Raw genomic sequence first — 22,119 nt, 5'->3', positions numbered from 1 at the left:
CTCGTCCTCGCCGACGAGCCGACGGGCAGCCTCGACCCGCAGAACGCCGAGAACGTCCTTGCGCTGTTCGACGAGCAGGCGGCCGCAGGCGTCGCGGTGCTGGTCATCACGCACGACGACCGCATCGCCGCCTGGGCGGACCGGACCGTGCGGCTGCGCGCGGGACGGCTCGAGAAAGGGGTGCGGTGGTGAGTCGCTGGGCGACCGTGCGGGACGTGCTGGCCGATGTCGCCGTCGAGATGCACGCCCGCCGCGCCCGCACCGCGCTGATGATCGCGGCGGTCGCGATGAGCACCGGCACGCTCCTGTCGGCCGTCGGGATCTCGACGGTCGCGGCACGGCAGGTCGACGCCGACATGGCGGCCTCGACGCTGGACCTCATCTCGGTCGTCGCGTCGTCGGGCGTGCAGGCCACGGCCGACGACCCGCTGTTCCCCGACGACGCCTCGGCCCGCGTCGCCGCGGTCGACCTCGTCGACGCCGCGGGGCAGCGCCTCGAACCGGGCGAGGTCACGACGGTGACCGTGACCCGCGCCGAGCGCACCGAACCGGTCGCCGGGGTGACGGTGGCCGGGCTGACCTCCGGGTACCTGGAGGCCGTGCGGGCCCCGCACCGCGCCGCGTGGATGCTCGACGGCGCGCAACCCGTCGCGCTGCTCGGCCTGGACGCGGCGGAGGCTCTCGACGTGCCTCCCACGCTCGACCCGACGGGCCTCACGATCCGGGTGAACGGCGAGCCGTTCCAGGTCGTCGGGTTCCTCGACGACAGCGGTGACGCGACGCTCACCGACGTCGTCGCGATCCCGTACCGCCTCGCGGTCGGCATCGCGGGCAGCGACGTCGCGACCACGATGACGGTCCGCAGCGCCCCGGGTGCGGGAACCGTCGTCGCGGACGTGGTCCGGCTCGCGGTGCGCCCGGACGCGCCCCAGGACCTCGCGTCGTCGCAGGTCGTCGACGTCTCCGCGCTCCGCACCGGCGTGTCGACCCAGCTCGACCGGCTCGCCGCCTGGGTAGGTGCCCTGCTGCTCGCGCTGACCGTCCTGCTCATCGGGAACGCCATGGTCGTGTCGGTGATGTCCCGCACCGGCGAGATCGGGTTGCGCCGCGCGATCGGCGCGTCGCGCGCCCGCGTGGCGGCGATGTTCTGGACCGAGGGCGCGCTCAGTGGTGCGGTCGGCGGGGTGACGGGGAGCGCGCTCGCGGCCGTCGCGGTCGTCGTGGTGGCCGCCGTCAACGGCTGGACGGCGTCCGTGAACCCGGTGTCGGCCCTCCTCGGGCCGACGATCGGGCTCGTCGCGGGCGTCGTGTCGTCGCTCTACCCCGCGCTGCGGGCGGCCGCGGTCGAGCCCGCCCAGGCGGTCCGCGCCGACTGACGGCCCAGCTCAGGGGGCCGAGGAGGCTCGGGGGCCGCCGGCGCCACGTCGTGTGGAGGACGTCTGGCGTGGCGCGACCTTCTCCACCCGTCGTCCTAAGTCAGAGGTGGGTGGGGGTGTAGCCCGTGCGGTCGGCGTCGGTGATCGCGCGCAGGACGCGGGCCGGGACACCGGCCGCGACCGTGCTCGGCGGGACGTCGCGGGTGACGACGCTGCCCGAGCCGATCACGGCGCCGTCGCCGATGGTCACGCCCGGGTTGATGGTGACGTGCCCACCGACCCACACGCGTGAGCCGATGGTGACGGGCCGCGCGTAGCAGGCGCCCGCGGCGCGCTCGGCGGGGTCGAGCGCGTGGTTGGAGGTGAAGATGCCGACGCGCGGGCCGAGCAGCACGTCGTCGCCGATGGTGATGCCGCCGCCGTCGAGCATCACGCAGTCGAAGTTCGCGTAGAAGTTCCGACCGACGCGGATGTTGAACCCGAACTCGCACCGGAACGTGGGTTCGAGGTGCGCACCCTCGCCGGCCGAGCCGAGCAGCGCACGCAGCAGCGCGAGGCGCTCGTGCGGCGGCCGGCCGAACGCGGCGTTGTACCGGTCGGTGGCGAGCACGGCCCGCTCACGGGCGGCGACGAGCTCGGGGGTGAGGTCGTCGTACATCGCGCCTGTGAGGATGTGGCGGCGCTGCGCGTCGAGGTCCATGACGGTCTCCGGTGGGCTCAGGGCAGCGGGTCGGCCGGTCCGGGGTAGGACGGCTGCGCGCCGAGGCGGGTGACCGAGTATGCCGCGACGCGCGTCGCGTGGGCGGACGCCTCGCGCAGCCCGTGACCTGCCGCGACGCGGGCGGCGAGCGCGCCGGCGAACGCGTCGCCGGCTCCGGTCGTGTCGACGGGCGTGACGTGCCGGGCGGGCTGTGACCAGGCGCCGTGCTCGTCGTGCCCGACGAGCCCCGCGGCGCCGAGCGTGACGACGACGGACCGCACGCCGAGCCCGCGGAGCTCGCGCGCCGCCGCGGCGGGGGAGTCGAGCGCGCGGCCCAGGAGCGTCGCGGCCTCGTGCTCGTTCACGACGAGTGGATCGGCCCCTCCGCCCACGACCGAGCCCGACCCACCCCCCCCGGGCCCGCCCGCGCCCGGGGTCAGGTTAGTGGGTGGAGAAACGCTTGCCAGGTGAGCGTTTCTCCACCCACGTCCGCGTGCTGCCGTGGCAGGGTGGTCGCCGTGCCGCTGCCGTCGCGTCCCGTGATCCCGGGCTTCCACCCCGACCCCTCCGTGTGCCGGGTGGGGGACACCTACTACCTCGCGTGCTCGAGCTTCGAGTACGCGCCGGGGGTGCCGATCTTCACCTCCGACGACCTGCTGACCTGGACACCGGTGGGCCACGCGCTGCACACGCCGGAACAGCTGAAGGTCGCGGACGCGAACCCGTCGGGTGGCATCTACGCCCCGACGCTGCGGCACCACGACGGCCGGTTCTGGATGGTCACGACGAACGTCTCGGACGGTCCGGGCCACCTACTGGTCACGGCGGACGACCCCGCGGGGCCGTGGAGCGCGCCGGTCCGCATCGAGGGTGCGGGCGGCATCGACCCGGACCTGGCGTGGGACGAGGACGGCACGTGCTACCTCACGTGGTGCGACCAGGGCCTGCGCCAGGCGGTGCTGGACCCGGCGACGGGCGAGCTGCTGACCGAGCCGCGCCTGGTGTGGGAGGGCACGGGCGGCGAGCACGTCGAGGGCCCGCACCTGTACCGGGTGGACGGCCGGTGGTACCTGATGGCCGCGGAGGGCGGCACCGCCGCGGGGCACATGGAGACGATCGCGCGCGGCCCCTCGCCGTCCGGCCCGTGGGAGCCGTACCCGGGCAACCCGGTCCTGACGGCGCGCAGCACGGGTGGTGTGGTGCGCAGCACGGGGCACGCGGACCTGGTCCAGCGGCCGGACGGCTCGTGGGCGATGGTGTTCCTCGGGGTGCGGCCGCGCGGCTACTTCCCGGCGTTCCACGTGCGGGGCCGCGAGACGTTCGCGGTCGAGGTGACGTGGGTCGACGGGTGGCCGGTCGTGGGGGAGCCCATCGAGCCCGACGAGGTCGCGCCGCTCCGCGAGCGCGGTCCCGCGGACTCGTGGGTGGGGGCGCACGTGTTCCCCGACGAGGTGCTGCGGCGCGCGGGCGAGGCGTGGGAGCTGTCGGCGCAGCCGGCGGGGCGCACGTTCGTCGGGCGGCGGCAGGAGCACGAGGTGGTGGTCGCGCACGCCCGTGTCGAGGCGGGGCCCGGCGTCGTCGGCGGGCTCGAGGTGCGGATGGACCCGCAGCACGCGGTGACGCTCGAGGTCGAGGGTTCGCGGGTGCGCGCGGTCGCACGCGTGGGCACGCTCACGTCGGTGCTCGGCGAGGCGGAGGTCGACGACGACGCGCTGCTGGAGGTCGCGGTGCGCCCGTCCCCGAAGGGGCGGTTCGACATCCGGCGTGGGCCGGACGAGATCGTCGCGGCGGTCGAGGACGCGCAGGGCCGCCGCGAGCTGGGCCGGCTCGACGGGCGGTACCTGTCCACCGAGGTCGCGGGCGGGTTCACGGGTCGCATGGTCGGGCCGGTCGCGGAGCGCGGGACGCTGACCGTGCGGTCGTTCGAGTACCGGGGGCACGACGAGGCGATGGGTCCCGACTGGTACCTGTGACGCGCGCTCGAGGAGTGTGGGACGCGCCCGTTAGCGTGACCGCATGACGAGCACCCGGGACCGCGTCACCGACGACGCGACTCGCCACGCGGCGGACAGCCACGACCTCATCCGCGTGCGCGGCGCGCGCGAGAACAACCTCAAGGACGTGGACGTCGACCTGCCCAAGCGGCGGCTCACGGTGTTCACGGGCGTGTCCGGCTCGGGCAAGAGCTCGCTCGTGTTCGGCACGATCGCGGCCGAGTCGCAGCGCATGATCAACGAGACCTACCCGGCGTTCGTGCAGGGCTTCATGCCGAACCTGCCGCGCCCGGACGTGGACGTCCTGGAAGGGCTGACCACGGCGATCATCGTCGACCAGGAGCGCATGGGCGCGAACTCGCGCTCGACGGTCGGCACCGCGACGGACGTCAACGCGAAGCTGCGCATCCTGTTCTCGCGTCTCGGGCAGCCGTACATCGGCTCGTCGCAGGCGTTCGCGTTCAACATCCCGACCGTGCGCGGCGGCGGTGCCGTCACGGTCGAGGGCGCGCACGGGGCGAAGACCGAGCGGCGCTCGTTCACGCAGCTCGGCGGCATGTGCCCGCGCTGCGAGGGGATGGGCTCGGTCACGGACTTCGACCTCACGGCGCTGTTCGACGCGAGCAGGTCGCTCAACGAGGGCGCCCTCACGATCCCGAACTACACGATGGACGGCTGGTACGGCCGGATCTTCCGCGAGTCCGGGTTCTTCGACCCCGACAAGCCGCTCGGGGAGTACAGCAAGAAGGAGCTCGACGACCTGCTCTACAAGGAGCCGGTGCGGATCAAGGTCGAGGGCATCAACGTCACGTACGAGGGCCTGGTCCCGCGCATCCAGAAGTCGTTCCTGTCCAAGGACCGCGAGGCGATGCAGCCGCACATCCGCGCGTTCGTCGACCGTGCGGTCACGTTCACCACGTGCCCCGAGTGCCACGGCACCCGGCTCAACGAGACCGCGCGCTCGTCGACCATCGGGGGCGTCTCGATCGCCGACGCGTGCGCGATGCAGATCAGCGACCTGGCGCAGTGGGTGCGCGGCATCGACGAGCCGTCCCTCGCACCCCTGCTGACGTCGCTGACCGAGACGCTCGACTCGTTCGTCGACATCGGCCTCGGCTACCTCAGCCTCGACCGGCCGGCGGGCACGTTGTCCGGCGGCGAGGCGCAGCGCACCAAGATGATCCGGCACCTCGGCTCGTCGCTCACCGACGTGACGTACGTGTTCGACGAGCCGACGATCGGCCTGCACCCGCACGACGTGCAGCGCATGAACGACCTCCTGCTCCAGCTGCGGGACAAGGGCAACACCGTGCTCGTCGTGGAGCACAAGCCGGAGTCGATCGAGATCGCCGACCACGTGGTCGACCTGGGCCCGCGCGCGGGCTCGGCGGGCGGGCAGGTGTGCTTCGAGGGCACGGTCGAGGCGCTGCGCAGGTCCGGGACGCTCACCGGGCGGCACCTCGACGACCGTGCGCGCCTCAAGGACGAGGTCCGCACGTCGACGGGCGCGATCGAGATCCGTGGTGCGAGCACGCACAACCTGCAGGACGTGGACGTGGACGTCCCGCTCGGCGTGCTCGTCGTGGTCACGGGCGTGGCCGGGTCCGGCAAGAGCTCGCTCATCCACGGCTCGCTCGGCCGGCGGGACGACGTCGTGGAGATCGACCAGTCGGCCATCCGCGGCTCGCGCCGCAGCAACCCCGCGACGTACACGGGGCTGCTCGAGTCGATCCGCAAGGCGTTCGCGAAGGCCAACGGGGTCAAGCCCGCGCTGTTCAGCGCGAACTCCGAGGGTGCGTGCCCCGCGTGCAACGGCGCGGGCGTGATCTACACGGACCTCGCGATGATGGGCGGCGTCACCACGCCGTGCGAGGAGTGCGAGGGGCGGCGGTTCCAGGCCGCGGTGCTCGAGTACACGCTCGGCGGGCGGAACATCGCCGACGTGCTCGACATGCCGGTCGCGGAGGCCGAGGAGTTCTTCGCCGCGGGCGACGCGCGCACCCCCGCCGCGCACAAGATCCTCGACCGGCTCGTCGACGTCGGGCTCGGCTACCTGAGCCTGGGACAGCCGCTGACGACCCTGTCCGGCGGCGAGCGTCAGCGCCTCAGGCTCGCGACGCACATGGGCACCGACGGGGGCGTCTACGTGCTCGACGAGCCCACGTCGGGGCTGCACCTCGCGGACGTCGAGCAGCTGCTCGCGCTGCTGGACCGGCTGGTCGACTCGGGCAAGTCGGTGGTCGTGATCGAGCACCACCAGGCGGTCATGGCGCACGCGGACTGGATCATCGACCTCGGCCCGGGCGCGGGCCACGACGGTGGTCGCGTGGTGTTCGAGGGCACGCCCGCCGCGCTCGTCGCGGACGCCTCGACGCTGACGGGCGAGCACCTCGCCCGGTACGTCGGGGCGGGGGCTCAGACCAGGTAGGTGCCGAGGTGCCCGGCCGTGCCGGCGTCGCCCGGCGCGCCGGGTGCGCCGTCGGTGAGGTCGTCGGTCGGGTTCGGGCGGACCTCGTCGCGCAGGCGGCTCATGCGTGCGTCGAGGTCGGCGGCCACCCGGGCCGCGTCGTCGATCTCGGCGCGCAGGTGGGCCGGCATGTCCGCGGAGTACTTGTAGCGGAGCTTGTGCTCCATGCTCGCCCAGAAGTCCATGGCGATCGTGCGGATCTGCAGCTCGACGGGGATGTGCTCGGTGTGCCGGGACAGGAACACCGGCACCTGGACGATGAGGTGCAGCGAGCGGTACCCGTTCGGCTTCGGGTTCGCGATGTAGTCCTTCGTCGTGAGCACGGTGAGGTCGGGCTGCGCGCTGAGCATCTGCGCGATCCAGTAGACGTCGGAGACGAACGAGCAGGTGATCCGGATGCCGGCGATGTCCCGGATGCTCGCCCGGATCGCGGGGACCGTGAGGTCCACACCCTGCCGCAGCGCCTTGCTGAGCAGGCTGTCCGGGGACTTCAGACGCGAGCGGACGTGCTCGATCGGGTTGTAGTCGTACATCGTCGCGAACTCGTCACGCAGGATCGCGATCTTCGTCGAGACCTCGTCGATCCCGAACTGGTAGTACATCTGCAGCCGCTGGAACTCGTCGCCCACCTCGCGCAGGCGGGCGAACACCTCGCCCGCGTCGACGGTGACCCCGGTGCGGCCCGCCAGGTCGCGCAGTCGGGTCTCGACCTGCGTCTGCAGCTCGTGGGGGTGCGGGGCGGGCACGGGTCCTCCAGGGCGGGGCGTGGTTCGTCGTCCCCCACGCTAACGAGCGCGGCTGTCGACGAGTGCCGCAGAAGGTCCCGGCGGTCGTCGTCGGCCCCGCGCCAGGACGAGGTCCGACGAACGGGATCAAGGACCCACGCGCTCGGGCCGTGACCGTGGTATGCCGGAGGTGAGCAGCACCGCGCGTCGGCCCCGAGCCGTCAGCCCGCCGACTGCCGGTGCGCGGCTGTTCGACGAGGACGTGGGGGCCATGACCACCGAGCAGAGGGTGACGCAGACCCAGGCCGACTCGACACGGGCGGGTGCCGCTCCCGGACCCGGATGGCTCGTCGTCGGTGACGACCGGGGTGAGGCGTCGGCGACGTTGTGGGGCTGGGTCGCGGCGCAGCCGTGGCCGGGGTGGCGGGTGACCGCCGTGACGGCGCGGCCGCGTTCCGACGAGGCGCCGGGTGAGCGCGCGCTGCCGCACGCGTGGAGCCCGGAGCCACCGCGCGAGCTGCCGGGCAACCACGTCGAGCACCTGGTCGCGGAGGCGGACCCGCGCGTGGTCCTCGACGGGTACGACGACGCCGACCTCGTGGTCGTGGGCCCGCGCGGGCGCGGGCTGCTCAAGCGGCTCGGGCTGGGCAGCACGGCCGAGTGGCTCGTGTCCTCGCACCGCCCGCTGACCCCGGTGCTCGTGGCGCGCGGCACGGAGCCGGTGCGGCACGTGCTGGTGTGCGCGGACGGCTCGCCGGACGCGACCGACGCGGTGCGCACGCTCGCGGCGCTGCCGCTGCTGCACGGCACGCACGTCACGGTGCTCGGTGTGGACACGCTCGAGGCACACGAGAGCGACGCGATGACCGCGGCGGCCCACGTGCTGCGCGAGGCGGGTGCCGGCGAGGTCCGCACGCTGCTCGTCGGCGCGGTGCCCATGACGGTGACGTTCGACGTGCGCCCGACGATCCTGGGGATGATCGACAAGATCGAGCCGGACCTGGTGGTCGTGGGCACGCGGGGCCTGGGTGGGCTGCGCCGGGCGGTGCTCGGCTCGACCGCGCAGGCCGTGGTGCACCACGCGCCGTGCTCGGTGCTGGTGGGACGCGCGACGCTGCACGAGTGAGACGAGCGGCCGGCCTGCGCAAGCGCTTCGACGGGCGCCGCCGCGGCACTACCATCCGGCCGTCCGGTATGTCAGGATCACGCCAGTCGTTCACCGGTCAGGGGCGGTGACGAGGCGACGAGGCCTCGCGTACCCCGCGTCCGCCGGTGGCAGCACGCCGACCGGCACGGACAGGACCAGGTGATCACGTGATCGTCGACACGCACGCCCACGTGTGGGACCCCGCCCGGGTCCGGTACCCGTGGCTGCGGCCGAGCATGGGCCCGCTCGTCGGCACGTTCGGCTACCCGGACCTGGCCGCGCACCTCGACGACGAGCACGAGCTCGAGGCCTGCGACCGTGGCGAGCACGTGCGTGCGGTGCTCGTGCAGGCCGCCGACGACCCGCGCGACGTCGAGGTCATGGCCGACGTCGCCGCCGACGAGCCGCGCGTCGCCGGGCTCGTCGTGTGGGCGCCGGTCGACCGGCCCGAGCTCGTCGAGGGCGAGGTCGAGCGAGCCGGTGTGATCGCGGCGGACGCCGGTACGCGCGTCGTCGGGGTGCGCACCATGCAGCACCGCGACGAGGGCGCGGCCTGGCTCACACGCCCCGAGACCGACGCCGGCCTCGCGGTGGTCGACGCCCTGGGGCTTGCCTACGAGTGCCTCGTGACGACGCCCGACGGCCTGGCGCAGCTGCCCGCGGTGGTCGAGCGGCACCCGGGCCTGCGCTTCGTCGTCGACCACCTCGGCCGCCCGCCGCTCGGCGACGCGGACGCCCTCGCGCACTGGCGCGCGCTGCTCGCACCCGTCGCGCAGCACCCCGGCGTCGTCGCGAAGCTGTCCGGGCTCTTCCCGCGCGGCGTGCCCGGCCGCGAGTACGCCGACCAGGTGCGCGAGGTCGTCGACGTCGCGCTCGAGCTGTTCGGACCACGCCGGCTCATGCTCGGCTCGGCCTGGCCCGTCTCGCTCCTGCACGGCGGGCCCGCGGTCGCGTGCGTCGCGGTCGACGCGGCCCTGCAGGCCGCGCTGGGCCACGACGACCTGCACGACGTCCGCGCCGGGACCGCGTCCGACGTCTACGGGCTCGCGCGCGTCACCAGCTGAGCGCCCGTCGGACGGTCGGCGGCCGTCCGCTGGACGGCCGGGTGCGGGACGGCCGGGTGCGGGACGGCCGGGTGCGGGACGGCCGGGTGCTGGACGGTTAGATGCTGTACGGCGTTTCCGGCTCGACGACCACCGACGGCTCGTCGGCCGAGCGGCCCGTCGCGGACCGTGCCGCGTCGACCGCCTTGTCCTTCAGCGCGACGCCCTGCTGCTTCGCGAAGTCGAGCGCCTGCTCCTCGACGTCCTTGACGACGCCCTGCACCTTCGGGTGGCGCCACGCCTCGCCGGCCTTCTCGCCCGCCTTGCCCAGCAGGTCGCGGCCCTTGCGTGTTGCCAGCAGGTACCCGAAGCCGACGCCGACGACGAACGTGCCGATCCTCCCGCTCACACGACCACCTCCTGAAGACCGCCGCCGCGACCGAGCGCCGCGCGAACCATCCGACCCTAACCACCGCACCGGTCCCGCGCGCGGCGACACCGACCGCCGCACGAGCGGGCCCGACCCCGTGGCGGTGCACGCCCGATGGCGGTGTCCGCAGGGGTGGTGGGTCGGTGCCTAGAGTGAGTTGGTGAGGTCTCTCGTCGTCGACACGACGCCCCTGCGGATCAGTCCCGACTTCCGGCGTCTGTGGCTGGGCCTGTCGGTGGCGAACCTGGGGACGCAGCTGACGGTCGTCGCGGTCGGGCTGCAGGTGTACGGGATCACGGGCTCGACGCTCTCGGTCGGCGTGCTGGGGATGTTCGCGCTGGTGCCGCTGGTCGTGTTCGGGCTGTACGGCGGTGCGATCGTCGACCACTACGACCGGCGCAAGGTCGCGCTGGTCGCCTCGGTGGTGTCGTGGGTGGCGATCATGGTGCTCGCGGTGCAGGGCTGGGCGGGCAACGAGCACGTGGGGCTGCTGTACGGGCTGACGGCGGTGCAGTCGGGTGCGAACGCGGTGAACTCGCCGGCGCGGTCGGCGATCATCCCGCGGCTGCTGGAGCCGCGGCTGATGCCGGCGGCGAACGCGTTGCAGACCATCGGCTTCCAGGTGGCGCTGACGGTGGGGCCGTTGCTGGGCGCGGTGCTCGCGGCGGTCGACTACGGGCTGGCGTACACGGTGGACGCGGTCTTGTTCACGTTCGCGCTGGGGGCGGTGCTCCAGCTGCCGCCGGTGCTGCCGGAGCCGTCGGAGAACCGGCGGCAGCGGGTGGGGATCGGCTCGGTGGTCGACGGGCTGCGCTACCTGGGGACGCAGCCGGACGTGCGGATGACGTTCCTGGTGGACCTGTGCGCGATGGTCCTGGCGATGCCGCGCGTCGTGTTCCCCGCGGTCGGCATCTGGTACCTGGGCGGCGGCGAGACGACGACCGGCATCCTCACCGCGGCGCTCGCGGTGGGGGCGGTGACGTCGGGGCTGCTGTCGGGCGGGTTGGCGCGCGTGCGGTGGCAGGGCCGCGTGATCACGTGGGCGATCACCGGCTGGGGTGCGTCCGTCGTCGCGTTCGGGCTGGTGCTCGTCGTCGTGGGGCGGGACCGTCCCGGGCACGTGCTGTGGGGTGCGCTCGCGATCGCGTGCCTGACGCTCGTCGCGGCGGGCGCGTCCGACGAGGTGAGCGCGATCTTCCGGCAGACGATCCTGCAGACCGCGACGCCCGACGACATGCGCGGCCGGCTGCAGGGCGTGTTCATCGTCGTGGTCGCGGGTGGCCCGCGGCTCGGGGACCTCGTGATCGGGTCGATGTCGTCCGCGGTGGGCGAGGGGTGGGCCGTCGTGATCGGCGGGCTGGCGTGCGTCGCGGCGCTGTGGGTGCTGGTCCGCACGCAGCGCACGTTCTGGCGGTACGACGCGCGTCGCGTCATGTCGGTCCCGGCCTGAGGGCGCGGCTCAGCCGCCGACCGTCACCAGCCCGGACTCGTACGCGACGACGACGAGCTGCGTGCGCGTGGTGCACGCCAGCTTGCGCAGCAGCGCGTGCACGTGCGCCTTCACGGTCGCCTCGCCCACGCCGAGCGCGTCGGCGACGTCCTGGTTGGTCCCGCCGCGCGCGACGGCGAGCAGCACGTCCCGCTCGCGCTGCGTGAGGGTCGCGACGAGCGTCGCCGCCGCACCGGTGCCCTGGGGTGCGGCCGCCGCGGACGCGGCCGCGCGCCACTGCTCGACGACCACGCCGGTCACCTTCGGGTCGAGCACCTGACCGCCCGCGCGCACGCGGTGCACGGCGTCGACCAGCGCGGCGGGCTCGGCGTCCTTGAGCAGGAACGCGTGCGCTCCCGCGCGCAGCGCACCGGTCACGTACTCCTCGTCGTCGAACGTCGTCAGCACGACGACGCGCACGTCCGCGAGCGCAGGGTCCGCGCGGATGAGGCGGGTCGCCTCGACGCCGTCGGTGCCGGGCATGCGGATGTCGAGCAGCGCCACGTCGGGCCGCACGGCGCGCACCACGTCGAGCGCGGCGGTGCCGTCGGCGGCCTCGCCGACCACCTCGACGTCCGGCTCGTGGTCGAGGATCATCCGCAGGCCCAGGCGGATCGTGGGTTGGTCGTCCACGACGACCACGCGGGTCACGTCAGGCATCGGCGGCCTCTCGTCGGGGCGCTCGCCGCGCCGGGTCCTCGGGCAGGCGGTCCAGCGGGACGACGAGCCGCACGCGCCACCCGCCGCCCGGCAGGGCGCCCGCGACCACGGAGGCACCCGCCGCCGCGGCGCGCTCGCGCATGTGCAGCAGCCCGTTGCCGCCGAGCCCGGTCCCGGCGGTCGGAGGGCGCGGGGGACCGGGGTCGGTGACCTCCAGGACGACGTCCGTCGCGGACCGCGTGAGGGTCACGGTCGCGTGCGGGGCGGCGGAGTGGACGAGCACGTTCGTCAGCGCCTCCTGCGCGACACGCACCACCGCGAGCCCGACCTGCGGCGCGCACGCCGGCAGCGGGTCGGGCAGCGTGGCGCGCACGTCGAGGCCCGCCTCACGCACACGCGCGAGCACCCCGGGCAGCGCGTCGAGCCCCGCGGTCGGGGCGTACGGGGCGGCCTCCTCGTCGGCGGCCCGCAGGACCCGCACCACGGAGCGCATCGCGTCGAGCGCCTCCTTGCCGGCCGGGGCGATCCATCGCACGGCCTCTCGTGGCGCGTCGGGCTGCGCGTCCGCGACGCGGTCCGCGGCCTGCGCGCGCACCACGATCGCGGAGACGTGGTGCGCCACGACGTCGTGCAGCTCGCGTGCGATGCGCGTGCGCTCCGCCGCGACCGCCTCGCGCGCGCGGACCTCCTGCAGCGCGACGAGCTGCGCGTTGCGCTCCGCGAGGGACGCGGACGTGCGGGCGAGCCGGTGCACCATCGCACCGAGCAGCGCCGCCGCGACGACGAGCGCGACGAGCTGCACGGCCGACGACAGGTCGACCGCGGGGTGCCAGTCCCACGTGGACAGGCCCCACGCGGCGTTGGCGACGCCCGCCTGGAGCGTCACCCCGAGCGCGCCGGCCACGACCGCCGCGAGCACGGGCGGCTCCGCACCCGCGCGCGTCACCGCGTACGTCGTGACGAGCAGCGGGATCACGTGGACGAACGACGGCATGCGACCGCCGTCGAGCACCAGCGAGTACGCCACCAGGTACCCGCCGGACACGGCCCAGAACCCGGCGCGTGCGGCCCAGCGGCGTACGGCCAGCGCCGCGACCAGGCCGGCGCCCGCGCACCACCACGCCTCCGACGACGCCGGGATCCAGTAGTCCCACCGGCTGGCGACGACGAGCCCCGCGGTCCACAGCGCGCCCGCCGCGGCGGCCACCTGCAGGTCCTGGCGCCGCACCTCGCGGCGCTGCGCGCGCGCCGCCTGCGACCCCGTCGCGCCCGCGGCGCGGTGCCCGGACGCGACGGCACGGACCTCGGCGGACATGCCGTCAACGTACGCGCCGTGCGGCGCCGTGATCACGAGACTCGCGGCGGACCCGACCTCCACCCTGGGGTGGAGGTCGCTCGGCCGCGCGGACCGCAGGGTGGGCGGCGTCTCGACCCTCGGAGGGGCTCTGACCAGGCACGCGACCCGACCACGGCCCGACGTCCGCACCCCGGTGCGCCCGACAGGCTGGCGGTATGACGACGAGCACCGGGCCGCAGTGGCCCGCGACCCCGACTCCCGGACCGGGCGCTGCGCGCGCTGCGAGGACCGCGAGCTCGGGACGGTCCGGGCGGCCGCAGGCCGTGCCGGGGCCGCTCGCGGCGTCCGTCGCGCAGGAGGGTGCGCGGCGCAGGCGTCGCCGCGGCGCGGTGCTCGTCGTCGTCCTCGCGGTCGCCACCTGGTACGGCATGCGGTGGGCCGAGGACGCGTTCGCCGGGTCGCAGGGGGACCCGTCGGCCGCGACCGTGCCCGGGCGCTCGTCGGGCGACACCGCCGCGGACGGCTCGCCGGACGGTGGTCGGCAGGACGACGGGGGGCGCGACGAGGGTCGTGACGGGGGCCGTGACGGGCACGCACCGGCCGACGACGACCTCGAGGCGCGGCTCACCCGGGTGGTCGACGAGCTGACCGCCGCGGGGATCGACCGTGAGCTGTCCCGGCGGTACGCGCGCGCCGACGCCGCCGCGGCGGCCGAGGGCGTCGAGCTCGTCGTCACCTCGGGGCGGCGCAGCGCGGCCGAGCAGCGGCGGCTGTTCGACGAGGCCGTCGAGCGGTACGGCTCCGAGCGCGAGGCGCGCCGGTGGGTCCTGCCGGCCGACCGGTCCGCGCACGTCGCGGGGACGGCGATCGACGTCGGGCGGACGGAGGGTGCGCTCTGGCTCGGCGAGCACGGGCAGGAGTACGGGTTGTGCCGCGTGTACGCCAACGAGATCTGGCACTTCGAGGCGATGCCGGACGGTGCGGACCGCTGCCCGCAGCTCCTGCCCGACTCGTCGTCGGGATGGTGACGCCCGGCGTGCGTCAGAGCTGGTTGATGCGCAGGTGGTTGCCCGCGGGGTCCCGCACGGCGGCGTCGCGCAGCCCCCACGGCTGGTCCGTGGGCTCCTGCGTGACCTCCGCGCCGGCGGCCGCGAGCTTCTCGAACGTGCCCGCGAGGTCGTGCGTCGCGAGGATCAGGCTCGCGTACGAGCCCTTGGCCATGAGCTCGACGATCGTGCGCCGCTCGTCGTCGGTCAGGCCGGGGTCCACGGCCGGCGGGTGCAGCACGATCGAGACGTCGGGCTGCTCGGGCGAGCCGATGGTGATCCACCGCATCGACCCCTGGCCGACGTCGCCCCGGACCTCGAAGCCCAGCACGTCGCGGTAGAACGCGAGCGAGGCCTCCGGGTCGTCGGCGGGCAGGAACGTGGAGTGCACGAAGAGCGTCATGCGAGCCACGCTAGGAGAGCGGGGCGGTGGGTGCTTCTCGATTCCTGACCGGTTCGCGGGTCGAGCGCCGCACGGGTCGCAGCACCTGGCGCGCCTGGCAGCTCGGGATGCCCGCGGGCACGGCGTGCGGGTCGGCCGCCGCGCGCCGGCGGTACTCGCTGGGTGACATCCCCATCAGCTCGGAGAACCTCGTCGAGAACGTCCCCAACGACTGGCAGCCGACCGCGAAGCACACGTCCGTCACGTTCAGGTCGCCGAGCCGCAGCAGGTGCATCGCGCGCTCGATGCGCCGCGTCATCAGGTAGCTGTACGGCGACTCCCCGTACGCGGCGCGGAACGTGCGGCTGAGGTGCCCCGACGAGACGTCGATGCCGCGCGCGAGCGCCTCGACGTCGAGCGGCTGCGCGTACTCCCGGTCGATGCGGTCACGCACGCGGCGCAGCTGCGCGAGCTCGCGCAGGCGCGGGTCGGCGGGCGGCGTCACGGTTCCAGTGTGTCCCGGACGGGTGCGTCCTCGCGACGGCCGCTCGCGAGCTCGTCGGCCAGCCGGGCACGGTGCCCGGCGCGCAGGGGCCGCAGCGAGGACAGCGTGGCGACGAGCGCGGCGACGCCCGCGACGACCACGACGAGGAACCCGCCGTGCGAGCCGTCCGCGTCGATCCGGGTCCCGGCGATCGACGACCCGATCGACACACCCACCCCGAGCGACGTCCCGACCCACGTCAGCCCCTCGGTCAGGCGCGCGCGCGGCACGATCTCCTGCACGAGCCCGTTGCCGTTGATGAGGGTCGGCGCGATCGCGAACCCGGTGACGAACATGACCGCCGCGAGCGCCCACAACGAGTTCACCAGCACGAACAGCGACACCCCGACGGCGAGCGCGACCATCCCGACGCCGAACCGCGCCCACAGCGGCTGGGCCCAGCGCCGCGCCCCGTACAGCAGCCCGGACACGAGCGAGCCGGCCGCGAAGACCGCGAGGATGAACCCCGCGGCGGACGTGCGCCCGGCCTCCTCGGCGAACGCGACGGTCGAGACGTCGGTGGCCCCGAAGATCGCGCCGAGCGCGAGGAACACGAGGACGACGACGAGCATCCCGGGCAGGCGGATCAGCGACCCGCCCGTCGAGTCGTGGTGCGGGGTGGGCGGCGGTTCCGTACGCCGCTGCAGCAGGAACCATGTCCCGCCGAGCACCGCGGAGACCAGGGGCACGACGATGCCCGCGGTCGGGTCGACGCTCGTCGCGAGCAGCGTCGCGGCGGCGGGGCCGACGATGAACACCACCTCGTCGAGCGCGGACTCCAGGGAGTACGCGGTGTGGATCGCGTCCGCGTCGCGCTTCAGGAGGTACGTCCAGCGGGCACGCACGAGCGACCCGAACTGGCCGGTCACGCCCGCGACGACCGCCGTCGCGTACAGGACCGGCTCGGGCGCCTCGAGCGACAGGGCCGCGACGAGCGCGCTGAGCCCCACCCCGCTGACCAGCAGCGCGGGGAACATCACGCGCGCCTGCCCGTGCCGGTCGACGAGGCGGGCGATCAGCGGCGCCGTCAGCGCGGACGTGACGACGAGGACGGCCGAGACCCGGCCGGCCAGCGCGTAGGAGTCGTAGATCGCGGAGACGGCGAGGACGATGCCGATCCCCACCATGGAGATCGGCAGGCGCGCGAGGACGCCCGCGGCCGAGAAGGCGAGGGCTCCAGGTCGGGAGAGGAGGTCGAGGTACGGCCGGAACACCCCACGATCGTCGCACCCGCCGCCCACGTCCCATGCACGCGATGCGCGACACCCGGCCCAGGGGCTGGGACCGTTCCCGGCCATGGCCCTAGAGTGCCTACCCGATGGACACCACCGGGAACCCGCGCCGACGGCCCACCATCCGCGACGTCGCGGCTGCGGCCGGGGTGTCGCGCGGGACGGTCTCGCGCGTCCTCAACGGCGGGCACTGGGTCTCCCAGGAGGCGCTCGAGGCGGTGCAGGAGGCGATCCGCACCACCGGCTACACCACCAACCAGCACGCGCGCAGCCTCGTGACCGGCCGGTCCAACTCCGTCGCGTTCCTGCTCACCGAGCCGCAGCACCTGCTGTTCGAGGACCCCAACTTCTCCATCCTGCTGCGCGGCGCGGCCACCGAGCTCGCCGCGCGCGGCATGCCGCTGCTGCTCATGGTCGCCGGCACGCCCGACGAGCAGGAGCAGATGCTCGGCTACGTCGGCGCCGGCCACGTGGACGGCGTGCTGCTCATCTCGTCCCACGCCGGCTCGCCCGTGCTGCGCGAGCTCGTCGCGCTCGACATCCCCACCATCGCGTGCGGCATCCCGCTCGGCTTCGAGCAGAAGGTCGGCTACGTCGCCGCCGACGACCTGGGCGGCGCGCGAACCATGACGCGCCACCTGCTCGACTCCGGGCGGCAGCGCGTCGCGATGATCACCGGACCCATGGACACGCCGGGCGGCCGCCTCCGACTCGAGGGGTACCGCCTCGAGCTGGGGGACCGGTACGACGAGACGCTCGTCGTGCACGGCGACTACCTGCGCTCGTCCGGCGTCCGCGCGACCGCCGAGCTGCTCGCGCGCCGCCCGGACGTGGACGCGGTCTTCGCCGCCAACGACCTCATGGCGTCCGGTGCCCTCCTGGCGCTCGCGGACGCCGGCCGCTCGGTGCCCGACGACGTCGCGGTCGCCGGGTTCGACGACGCGGGCATCGCCGCCGCGACCACCCCGCCGCTGACGACGATGCGTCAGCCGTTCGAGCGGATCAGCGCCGAGATGGTGCGGCTGCTGCTCGAGGTCGTCGACGGCAAGACACCCGCCGCGGTGACGCTGCCCGCGTCGCTCGTCGTGCGCGAGTCCACCTGACCCGCCGCGCTCAGTCCGCGAGCGCCGCCGAGACCACGTCCTTCGCCTCGGCCTGCACCTGCGCGAGGTGCTCGGCGGACACGAACGACTCGGCGTAGATCTTGTAGACGTCCTCCGTGCCGGAGGGGCGCGCGGCGAACCACGCGTCGTCGGTGACGACCTTGAGCCCGCCGATCGACGCCCCGTTGCCCGGTGCCTGCGTCAGCCGTGCGGTGATAGCGCCGCCCGCGAGCGTCGTCGCGGTCACCTGCTCGGGCGACAGGGCCGCGAGCCTGGCCTTCTCGTCGCGCGTCGCGGCCGCGTCGATGCGCGCGTACCAGGACTCGCCGAGCTCGTCGACGAGCGCGCGGTGGTGCTCCGACGGCGACCGCCCGGTCGTCGCGAGGATCTCCGAGGCCAGCAGGCACGCGATCGGGCCGTCCTTGTCGGTGGTCCACACGGTGCCGTCGGTGCGCAGGAACGACGCCCCGGCGGACTCCTCGCCGCCGAACCCGACCGACCCGTCGATCAGCCCGGGCACGAACCACTTGAACCCCACGGGCACCTCGACCACGCGGCGCCGCAGCCGGGCGCCCACCCGGTCGACCAGCGACGACGAGACGAGCGTCTTGCCGATCGCCGCGTCCGGCGACCAGCCGGGGCGCGCGCCGCCGTACAGGTAGTCGATCATCACCGCGAGGTAGTGGTTCGGGTTCATCAGGCCGCCGTCGGGCGTGACGATGCCGTGCCGGTCGGAGTCCGCGTCGTTGCCCGTCGCGATGTCGTACGGAGCCGGCCCGTCGCCCGCGGTCATGCGGCTCACGAGCGAGGCCATCGCGTACGGCGACGAGCAGTCCATGCGGATCTTGCCGTCCCAGTCGAGCGTCATGAACGGCCAGCGCGGGTCCACGCTGGGGTTCACGACGGTCAGGTCCAGCCCGTACCGCTCCCCGATGACGCCCCAGTACTCCGCCATCGCGCCGCCCAGCGGGTCCGCGCCGATCCGCACGCCTGCCGTCCGGATCGCGTCCAGGTCGACCACGTTCGCCAGGTCGTCCACGTACGCCGTGAGGTAGTCGTGCCGCTTCACGAGCGGGGAGGTGACCGCGCGCTCGTAGGGGACGCGGGGGACGTTGCGCCAGCCGTCCGCGAGCAGCTGGTTGGCGCGCTCCGCGATCGGGCCGGTCGCCTCACCGCCCGCCGGGCCGCCGTGCGGCGGGTTGTACTTGAAGCCGCCGTCCGCGGGCGGGTTGTGCGAGGGGGTCACGACGATGCCGTCGGCCAGCCCCGGTCCCTGCGTGCGCACGCCGGCGGCCGTGCCCGCGCCGTTGTGCCGCAGGATCGCGAGCGAGACCGCGGGCGTCGGCGTGAACGAGTCGCGCGCGTCGACGTGCACCTCGACGTCGTTCGCGACCAGCACCTCGATCGCGGTGCGCTGCGCCGGCTCCGACAGGCCGTGCGTGTCCCGGCCGATGAACAGCGGCCCGTCCGTGCCCTGGCTGCGCCGGTACTCCACGATCGCCTGGGTGATCGCGACGATGTGCGCCTCGTTGAACGCGGTCCGCAGCGACGAGCCGCGGTGCCCGCTGGTGCCGAACACCACCTGCTGGTCCGGGTCGGTGGGGTCCGGCACGCGGTCGTAGTACGCGCCGACGAGCGCGTCGACGTCGATGAGGTCCTCGGGCAGAGCGGGGGTTCCGGCGCGGGGATGCATGCCCCCATCCAACCTCGCCGGCGCCCGGGTCCGCACCCCCTGAACCCCCGCCCTACGTCACACGCCACCACCCCCACCCCGTCGGACTCCACATCCGCGCCCTCGTCACACTCCACCTCCGCGCCCTCGCCGGACTCCACCTCCGCGCCCTCGTCCGACTCCACCTCCGCGACCCCGTCGTTCCTCCGGCTACGCCCGCGCATACCCGGAGCAACCGCGGTCTCGTCGGAGTTCACGTCTGCGGGCTCGGCGGGGTGCGCTTGCGCGAGCCCGTGGTTGCTCCGGCTCTGGGGGTGCATACCCGGAGCAGGTGCGGGGTCGGGGTGAGGGGCGGTGGGGTGGGGGTGGGCCGGTAGGCTCGCGGGCATGGCCAAGGGATCTGTGGAGTTCGTGCTGCGTCCGTTCGAGGGGCTCCCCGGTGAGCCCGACTGGGTGGCGCTCAAGGAGGTCGTCCCCGCGGCGACGGCGACGGCCCGCACCACCGCGGAGCACGGCGCCAAGGACGTCCTGGTCACGACGATCCTGCCGCAGGCCTGGCCCGCGCTGCACCGCTCCGACGGCGTCGTCCTGCTGGCGCTGCAGACCACGTCGAGCTCGGGCGACGCGAGCCGCGACCTCGCAGCCGCGCTGCTCGAGGCGCTCGACGTCGAGCCCGGCACCGCGATCGAGACGACCGGCCTGCCCGACGCCGGCCCGCGCCTGCAAGACGTGCTGGACCTGTCCGTCCCGTTCGAGGTCACGGTCCACGACTCGTTCTCCTACTGGCTCGCGCCGGACGTCGAGCGCACCGCGGACCTCGAGGCCGCGATCGAGGACGCCGACGCGGGCATCATCGACACCGCCAAGGTCGCCGCGGTCGAGTCGGCCTACTGGTGCCGGATGGGCGCCAAGGAGTTCCTGCGCTGGGCGCAGCCGCACGACGAGCAGACGGTCCTGGACGGCCTCGCCCGCCTGCACGCCAAGCGTGAGTCCGGGTTCGCCGGCGGCAAGTTCATCGGCTACTTCCGCTCGAGCGGGCTCGTCGTGCCGGTGTGGGAGCTCGCGCGCGGGACCGAGGCGGAGGAGCTCGAGGAGCCCGTCGCCGCGTTCGCCCCCGCCTTCGAGGCGGCCCTCGCGAGCACCGAGCCGCTCGACGCGAACGAGCGCCGCGCCCGCGCGGGCCTCGTCGCGCGCCAGGTCACGCTGCGCTGACCACACCTCACGTCCGCCCCGGCCCGGCCGTCTTCCTCGCAGGAGACCGCCGGGCCGCGGCGTGTCGGAGGCACGGGCCATGCTGGGCCGGGAGGTGAGCCGGATGGGGACCCGGATGGGGATGACGTGGCACACGGTCGTGCCGAGCCCGATCGGACCGCTGTCCGTGGGGGTGGTGGACGACGACGAGGGCGCGGCGGTCACGCACGTGCGCATGACCCGGTCCGGCGACCGCGCGTCCGACCCGTTCGCGGACCTCACGAGCACGCGCGTCGTGCCCGACGACCACCCGCTCCTGCGCGAGGCGGTCCGCCAGCTCGAGGCGTACCTCGCGGGCGGGCTGCGCGACTTCGACCTGCCCCTGCGCCCGCAGGGCTCGGCGTTCCAGCTGCGGGTGTGGGACGGGCTGCGGCGCATCCCGTACGGCACCACGACGACGTACGGCGCGCTCGCGGCCGCGGTCGGGCTCGACCCGCGCACGTCGTCGCGCGCGGTCGGCGCCGCGAACGGGGCCAACCGCCTCGCGATCGTCGTGCCGTGCCACCGGGTGGTCGGCGCGGACGGCACGCTCACCGGCTTCGCGGCGGGCGTGGACCGCAAGCGCGCGCTGCTGGACCTGGAGTCGGCCGCGGTCACGGCCACGTTGTTCTGAGGCGTGGCCGCACCGGTCTGACGTGCGGCGCGCGCGTCAGTAGGCTGGGCGCCGTGACGCCCCCCGCCCCGGCCGACCGCGCTGGCGACAAGCCCGCGACCGGCCCGACCGACACCCCCGAGCGCCCCGAGGCGGAGACCGCCAAGCCCCGTGCGCGGGGCAGCCGGGTCCGTCAGCGGGTCGCGGTGATCATCCCCGCCAAGGACGAGTCGCGCCGGATCGCGGCGACCGTCCGCTCGGCCAAGGCGATCCCGCACGTCGACCTCGTGCTCGTCGTCGACGACGGCTCGGAGGACAACACGCAGCACGTCGCGCGGGAGGCCGGTGCGGTCGTCGTGCGGCACTCGCACAACCGCGGCAAGGCCGCCGCGATGGAGACCGGTGCCGCGGTCGTCGCGATGCGGGACGCGCCGGACCGCCCCGCACGCGTCCTGCTGTTCATCGACGGCGACCTCGCGGAGACCGCGGTGAACACCGCGCCGCTCGTGCCGCCCGTCCTCGAGGGGCACACGGACCTGGCGATCGCGAACCTGCCGCCGCAGCCCGGAGCGGGCGGGCGCGGGATCGTCGTCGGCGCCGCGCGCCGCGCGATCGCGTCCCTCACGGGCTGGACCCCGAACCAGCCGTTGTCCGGCATGCGCTGCCTCACGCGCGAGGCGTTCGAGGCCGCGACGCCGCTCGCGCACGGCTGGGGCGTGGAGACCGGCATGACGATCGACCTGCTGCGCCAGGGGTTCCGCGTCGTCGAGGTGCCGTGCGACCTGCGGCACCGCCCGTCGGGCGGCGACCTGCGCGGCCAGCTGCACCGCGCGGCGCAGTACCGCGACGTGCAGCTCGCGGTGAACGCGCGGCGCGTGCGGGCCGCGGCGGGTGCCGTGCGTCGCTCGGTGTCGGCCAAGCAGCCGCCGACGCACCGCTGACCGGGCACCGGCGGACCGCTCCCGGCGC

The 22,119-nt window shown here is 74.6% G+C and carries 21 protein-coding genes and 1 pseudogene; 12 read left to right on the top strand and 10 right to left on the bottom strand.

Features of this window, described 5'->3' with window-relative positions; translation table 11 throughout:
- Positions 1–192: pseudogene (locus tag CUD01_RS10610) on the top strand (ABC transporter ATP-binding protein); the annotation flags it as partial.
- The gene (locus CUD01_RS10605) at positions 189–1,376 is read left to right on the top strand and encodes an ABC transporter permease (protein ID WP_141320941.1); all 1,188 of its coding nucleotides are present in this window, start codon (positions 189–191) and stop codon (positions 1,374–1,376) included. The pseudogene CUD01_RS10610 and the gene CUD01_RS10605, both read left to right, overlap by 4 nt.
- Positions 1,377–1,476: 100 nt before the next feature.
- On the opposite strand, the gene CUD01_RS10600 is transcribed toward CUD01_RS10605, so the two are convergent.
- Both CUD01_RS10600 and CUD01_RS17125 read right to left on the bottom strand, forming a co-directional pair.
- On the bottom strand, positions 1,477–2,076 hold the full coding sequence (locus tag CUD01_RS10600) for a sugar O-acetyltransferase (protein WP_141320939.1): 600 nt from the start codon (positions 2,074–2,076) through the stop codon (positions 1,477–1,479).
- Positions 2,077–2,093: 17 nt separating this feature from the next.
- Complete coding sequence (locus CUD01_RS17125) at positions 2,094–2,468, bottom strand: PfkB family carbohydrate kinase (protein WP_280525820.1); 375 nt, start codon at positions 2,466–2,468, stop codon at positions 2,094–2,096.
- Positions 2,469–2,594: 126 nt separating this feature from the next.
- Here CUD01_RS17125 and CUD01_RS10590 point away from each other — a divergent pair, with 126 nt between their 5' ends.
- Complete coding sequence (locus tag CUD01_RS10590) at positions 2,595–4,049, top strand: glycoside hydrolase family 43 protein (RefSeq protein WP_244937749.1); 1,455 nt, start codon at positions 2,595–2,597, stop codon at positions 4,047–4,049.
- Positions 4,050–4,092: 43 nt separating this feature from the next.
- On the top strand, positions 4,093–6,498 hold the full coding sequence (locus CUD01_RS10585) for an ATP-binding cassette domain-containing protein (RefSeq protein ID WP_141320935.1): 2,406 nt from the start codon (positions 4,093–4,095) through the stop codon (positions 6,496–6,498).
- On the opposite strand, the gene CUD01_RS10580 is transcribed toward CUD01_RS10585, so the two are convergent.
- Positions 6,486–7,283, bottom strand: a complete 798-nt coding sequence (locus CUD01_RS10580) for a GTP pyrophosphokinase (RefSeq protein WP_307722677.1) — start codon at positions 7,281–7,283, stop codon at positions 6,486–6,488. The two genes, CUD01_RS10585 and CUD01_RS10580, sit on opposite strands and share 13 nt — an antisense overlap.
- A gap of 250 nt (positions 7,284–7,533) precedes the next feature.
- Here CUD01_RS10580 and CUD01_RS10575 point away from each other — a divergent pair, with 250 nt between their 5' ends.
- Together CUD01_RS10575 and CUD01_RS10570 are read left to right on the top strand one after the other, a co-directional pair.
- Positions 7,534–8,388: a universal stress protein gene (locus CUD01_RS10575; protein ID WP_166772040.1), complete on the top strand. Its 855-nt coding sequence runs from the start codon at positions 7,534–7,536 to the stop codon at positions 8,386–8,388.
- 188 nt (positions 8,389–8,576) lie between these two features.
- The gene (locus CUD01_RS10570; protein WP_166772039.1) at positions 8,577–9,473 is read left to right on the top strand and encodes an amidohydrolase family protein; all 897 of its coding nucleotides are present in this window, start codon (positions 8,577–8,579) and stop codon (positions 9,471–9,473) included.
- Positions 9,474–9,570: 97 nt separating this feature from the next.
- On the opposite strand, the gene CUD01_RS10565 is transcribed toward CUD01_RS10570, so the two are convergent.
- On the bottom strand, positions 9,571–9,861 hold the full coding sequence (locus CUD01_RS10565; RefSeq protein WP_094181635.1) for a YtxH domain-containing protein: 291 nt from the start codon (positions 9,859–9,861) through the stop codon (positions 9,571–9,573).
- A gap of 181 nt (positions 9,862–10,042) precedes the next feature.
- Here CUD01_RS10565 and CUD01_RS10560 point away from each other — a divergent pair, with 181 nt between their 5' ends.
- Positions 10,043–11,332 carry an MFS transporter gene (locus CUD01_RS10560; protein WP_141320929.1) on the top strand — a complete coding sequence of 430 codons (1,290 nt, stop codon included), beginning with the start codon at positions 10,043–10,045 and terminating at the stop codon, positions 11,330–11,332.
- A gap of 9 nt (positions 11,333–11,341) precedes the next feature.
- Here CUD01_RS10560 and CUD01_RS10555 read toward each other — a convergent pair whose 3' ends face one another.
- Together CUD01_RS10555 and CUD01_RS10550 are read right to left on the bottom strand one after the other, a co-directional pair.
- On the bottom strand, positions 11,342–12,031 hold the full coding sequence (locus tag CUD01_RS10555; RefSeq protein ID WP_141320927.1) for a response regulator: 690 nt from the start codon (positions 12,029–12,031) through the stop codon (positions 11,342–11,344).
- The gene (locus tag CUD01_RS10550; RefSeq protein ID WP_141320925.1) at positions 12,024–13,346 is read right to left on the bottom strand and encodes a sensor histidine kinase; all 1,323 of its coding nucleotides are present in this window, start codon (positions 13,344–13,346) and stop codon (positions 12,024–12,026) included. The genes CUD01_RS10555 and CUD01_RS10550 overlap by 8 nt, the downstream gene beginning before the upstream one ends.
- Before the next feature lie 197 nt (positions 13,347–13,543).
- Here CUD01_RS10550 and CUD01_RS10545 point away from each other — a divergent pair, with 197 nt between their 5' ends.
- Complete coding sequence (locus tag CUD01_RS10545) at positions 13,544–14,356, top strand: M15 family metallopeptidase (protein ID WP_208405284.1); 813 nt, start codon at positions 13,544–13,546, stop codon at positions 14,354–14,356.
- Positions 14,357–14,369: 13 nt separating this feature from the next.
- Here the strand turns inward: CUD01_RS10545 and CUD01_RS10540 are convergent, their stop codons facing one another.
- Genes CUD01_RS10540 through CUD01_RS10530 form a run of 3 tightly spaced genes read right to left on the bottom strand, consistent with a single transcriptional unit; the run spans position 14,370 to position 16,514 of the window.
- Positions 14,370–14,777, bottom strand: a complete 408-nt coding sequence (locus CUD01_RS10540; RefSeq protein WP_094182427.1) for a VOC family protein — start codon at positions 14,775–14,777, stop codon at positions 14,370–14,372.
- 10 nt (positions 14,778–14,787) lie between these two features.
- Complete coding sequence (locus tag CUD01_RS10535) at positions 14,788–15,261, bottom strand: helix-turn-helix transcriptional regulator (protein WP_141320923.1); 474 nt, start codon at positions 15,259–15,261, stop codon at positions 14,788–14,790.
- Entirely contained in the window at positions 15,258–16,514 is a 1,257-nt protein-coding gene (locus tag CUD01_RS10530) for an MFS transporter (RefSeq protein WP_141320921.1), read from the bottom strand. Before CUD01_RS10530 ends, CUD01_RS10535 begins: the two co-directional genes overlap by 4 nt.
- Positions 16,515–16,618: 104 nt before the next feature.
- Here CUD01_RS10530 and CUD01_RS10525 point away from each other — a divergent pair, with 104 nt between their 5' ends.
- Positions 16,619–17,635: a LacI family DNA-binding transcriptional regulator gene (locus CUD01_RS10525; protein WP_141320919.1), complete on the top strand. Its 1,017-nt coding sequence runs from the start codon at positions 16,619–16,621 to the stop codon at positions 17,633–17,635.
- 10 nt (positions 17,636–17,645) lie between these two features.
- On the opposite strand, the gene pgm is transcribed toward CUD01_RS10525, so the two are convergent.
- Positions 17,646–19,328 carry a phosphoglucomutase (alpha-D-glucose-1,6-bisphosphate-dependent) gene (pgm, locus tag CUD01_RS10520; protein WP_141320917.1) on the bottom strand — a complete coding sequence of 561 codons (1,683 nt, stop codon included), beginning with the start codon at positions 19,326–19,328 and terminating at the stop codon, positions 17,646–17,648.
- 366 nt (positions 19,329–19,694) lie between these two features.
- On the opposite strand from pgm, the gene CUD01_RS10515 reads away from it, so the two are divergent.
- The 3 genes from CUD01_RS10515 to CUD01_RS10505 all read left to right on the top strand — a co-directional run bounded on the left by CUD01_RS10515 (position 19,695) and on the right by CUD01_RS10505 (position 22,091).
- Positions 19,695–20,519: a DUF5926 family protein gene (locus CUD01_RS10515; RefSeq protein ID WP_094181643.1), complete on the top strand. Its 825-nt coding sequence runs from the start codon at positions 19,695–19,697 to the stop codon at positions 20,517–20,519.
- Positions 20,520–20,622: 103 nt separating this feature from the next.
- A complete protein-coding gene (locus tag CUD01_RS10510; protein ID WP_243861001.1) occupies positions 20,623–21,171 on the top strand; it encodes a methylated-DNA--[protein]-cysteine S-methyltransferase in 549 nt (182 codons plus the stop codon).
- A 53-nt stretch (positions 21,172–21,224) separates the two neighbouring features.
- Positions 21,225–22,091, top strand: coding sequence for a glycosyltransferase family 2 protein (locus tag CUD01_RS10505; protein ID WP_371860783.1), 867 nt, complete (start codon positions 21,225–21,227; stop codon positions 22,089–22,091).
- Positions 22,092–22,119 lie beyond the last annotated feature (28 nt).

Origin of the sequence: Cellulomonas uda (assembly GCF_006538705.1) — a bacterium.
Classification (GTDB): Bacteria; Actinomycetota; Actinomycetes; order Actinomycetales; family Cellulomonadaceae; genus Cellulomonas; species Cellulomonas uda.
The sequence above is the reverse complement of the archived record's forward strand: the minus strand, read 5'-3'. Positions and strand labels throughout refer to the sequence as shown.

Excerpts from the sequence above, each read along its gene's own strand:
- CUD01_RS10555 (WP_141320927.1), bottom strand. The coding sequence starts at position 12,031 with ATGCCTGACGTGACCCGCGTGGTCGTCGTGGACGACCAACCCACGATC.
- CUD01_RS10540 (WP_094182427.1), bottom strand. The coding sequence starts at position 14,777 with ATGACGCTCTTCGTGCACTCCACGTTCCTGCCCGCCGACGACCCGGAG.
- CUD01_RS10585 (WP_141320935.1), top strand. The coding sequence starts at position 4,093 with ATGACGAGCACCCGGGACCGCGTCACCGACGACGCGACTCGCCACGCG.
- pgm (WP_141320917.1), bottom strand. The coding sequence starts at position 19,328 with ATGCATCCCCGCGCCGGAACCCCCGCTCTGCCCGAGGACCTCATCGAC.
- CUD01_RS10510 (WP_243861001.1), top strand. The coding sequence starts at position 20,623 with ATGGGGACCCGGATGGGGATGACGTGGCACACGGTCGTGCCGAGCCCG.
- CUD01_RS10545 (WP_208405284.1), top strand. The coding sequence starts at position 13,544 with ATGACGACGAGCACCGGGCCGCAGTGGCCCGCGACCCCGACTCCCGGA.
- CUD01_RS10550 (WP_141320925.1), bottom strand. The coding sequence starts at position 13,346 with ATGTCCGCCGAGGTCCGTGCCGTCGCGTCCGGGCACCGCGCCGCGGGC.
- CUD01_RS10515 (WP_094181643.1), top strand. The coding sequence starts at position 19,695 with ATGGCCAAGGGATCTGTGGAGTTCGTGCTGCGTCCGTTCGAGGGGCTC.
- CUD01_RS10600 (WP_141320939.1), bottom strand. The coding sequence starts at position 2,076 with ATGGACCTCGACGCGCAGCGCCGCCACATCCTCACAGGCGCGATGTAC.
- CUD01_RS10525 (WP_141320919.1), top strand. The coding sequence starts at position 16,619 with ATGGACACCACCGGGAACCCGCGCCGACGGCCCACCATCCGCGACGTC.
- CUD01_RS10575 (WP_166772040.1), top strand. The coding sequence starts at position 7,534 with ATGACCACCGAGCAGAGGGTGACGCAGACCCAGGCCGACTCGACACGG.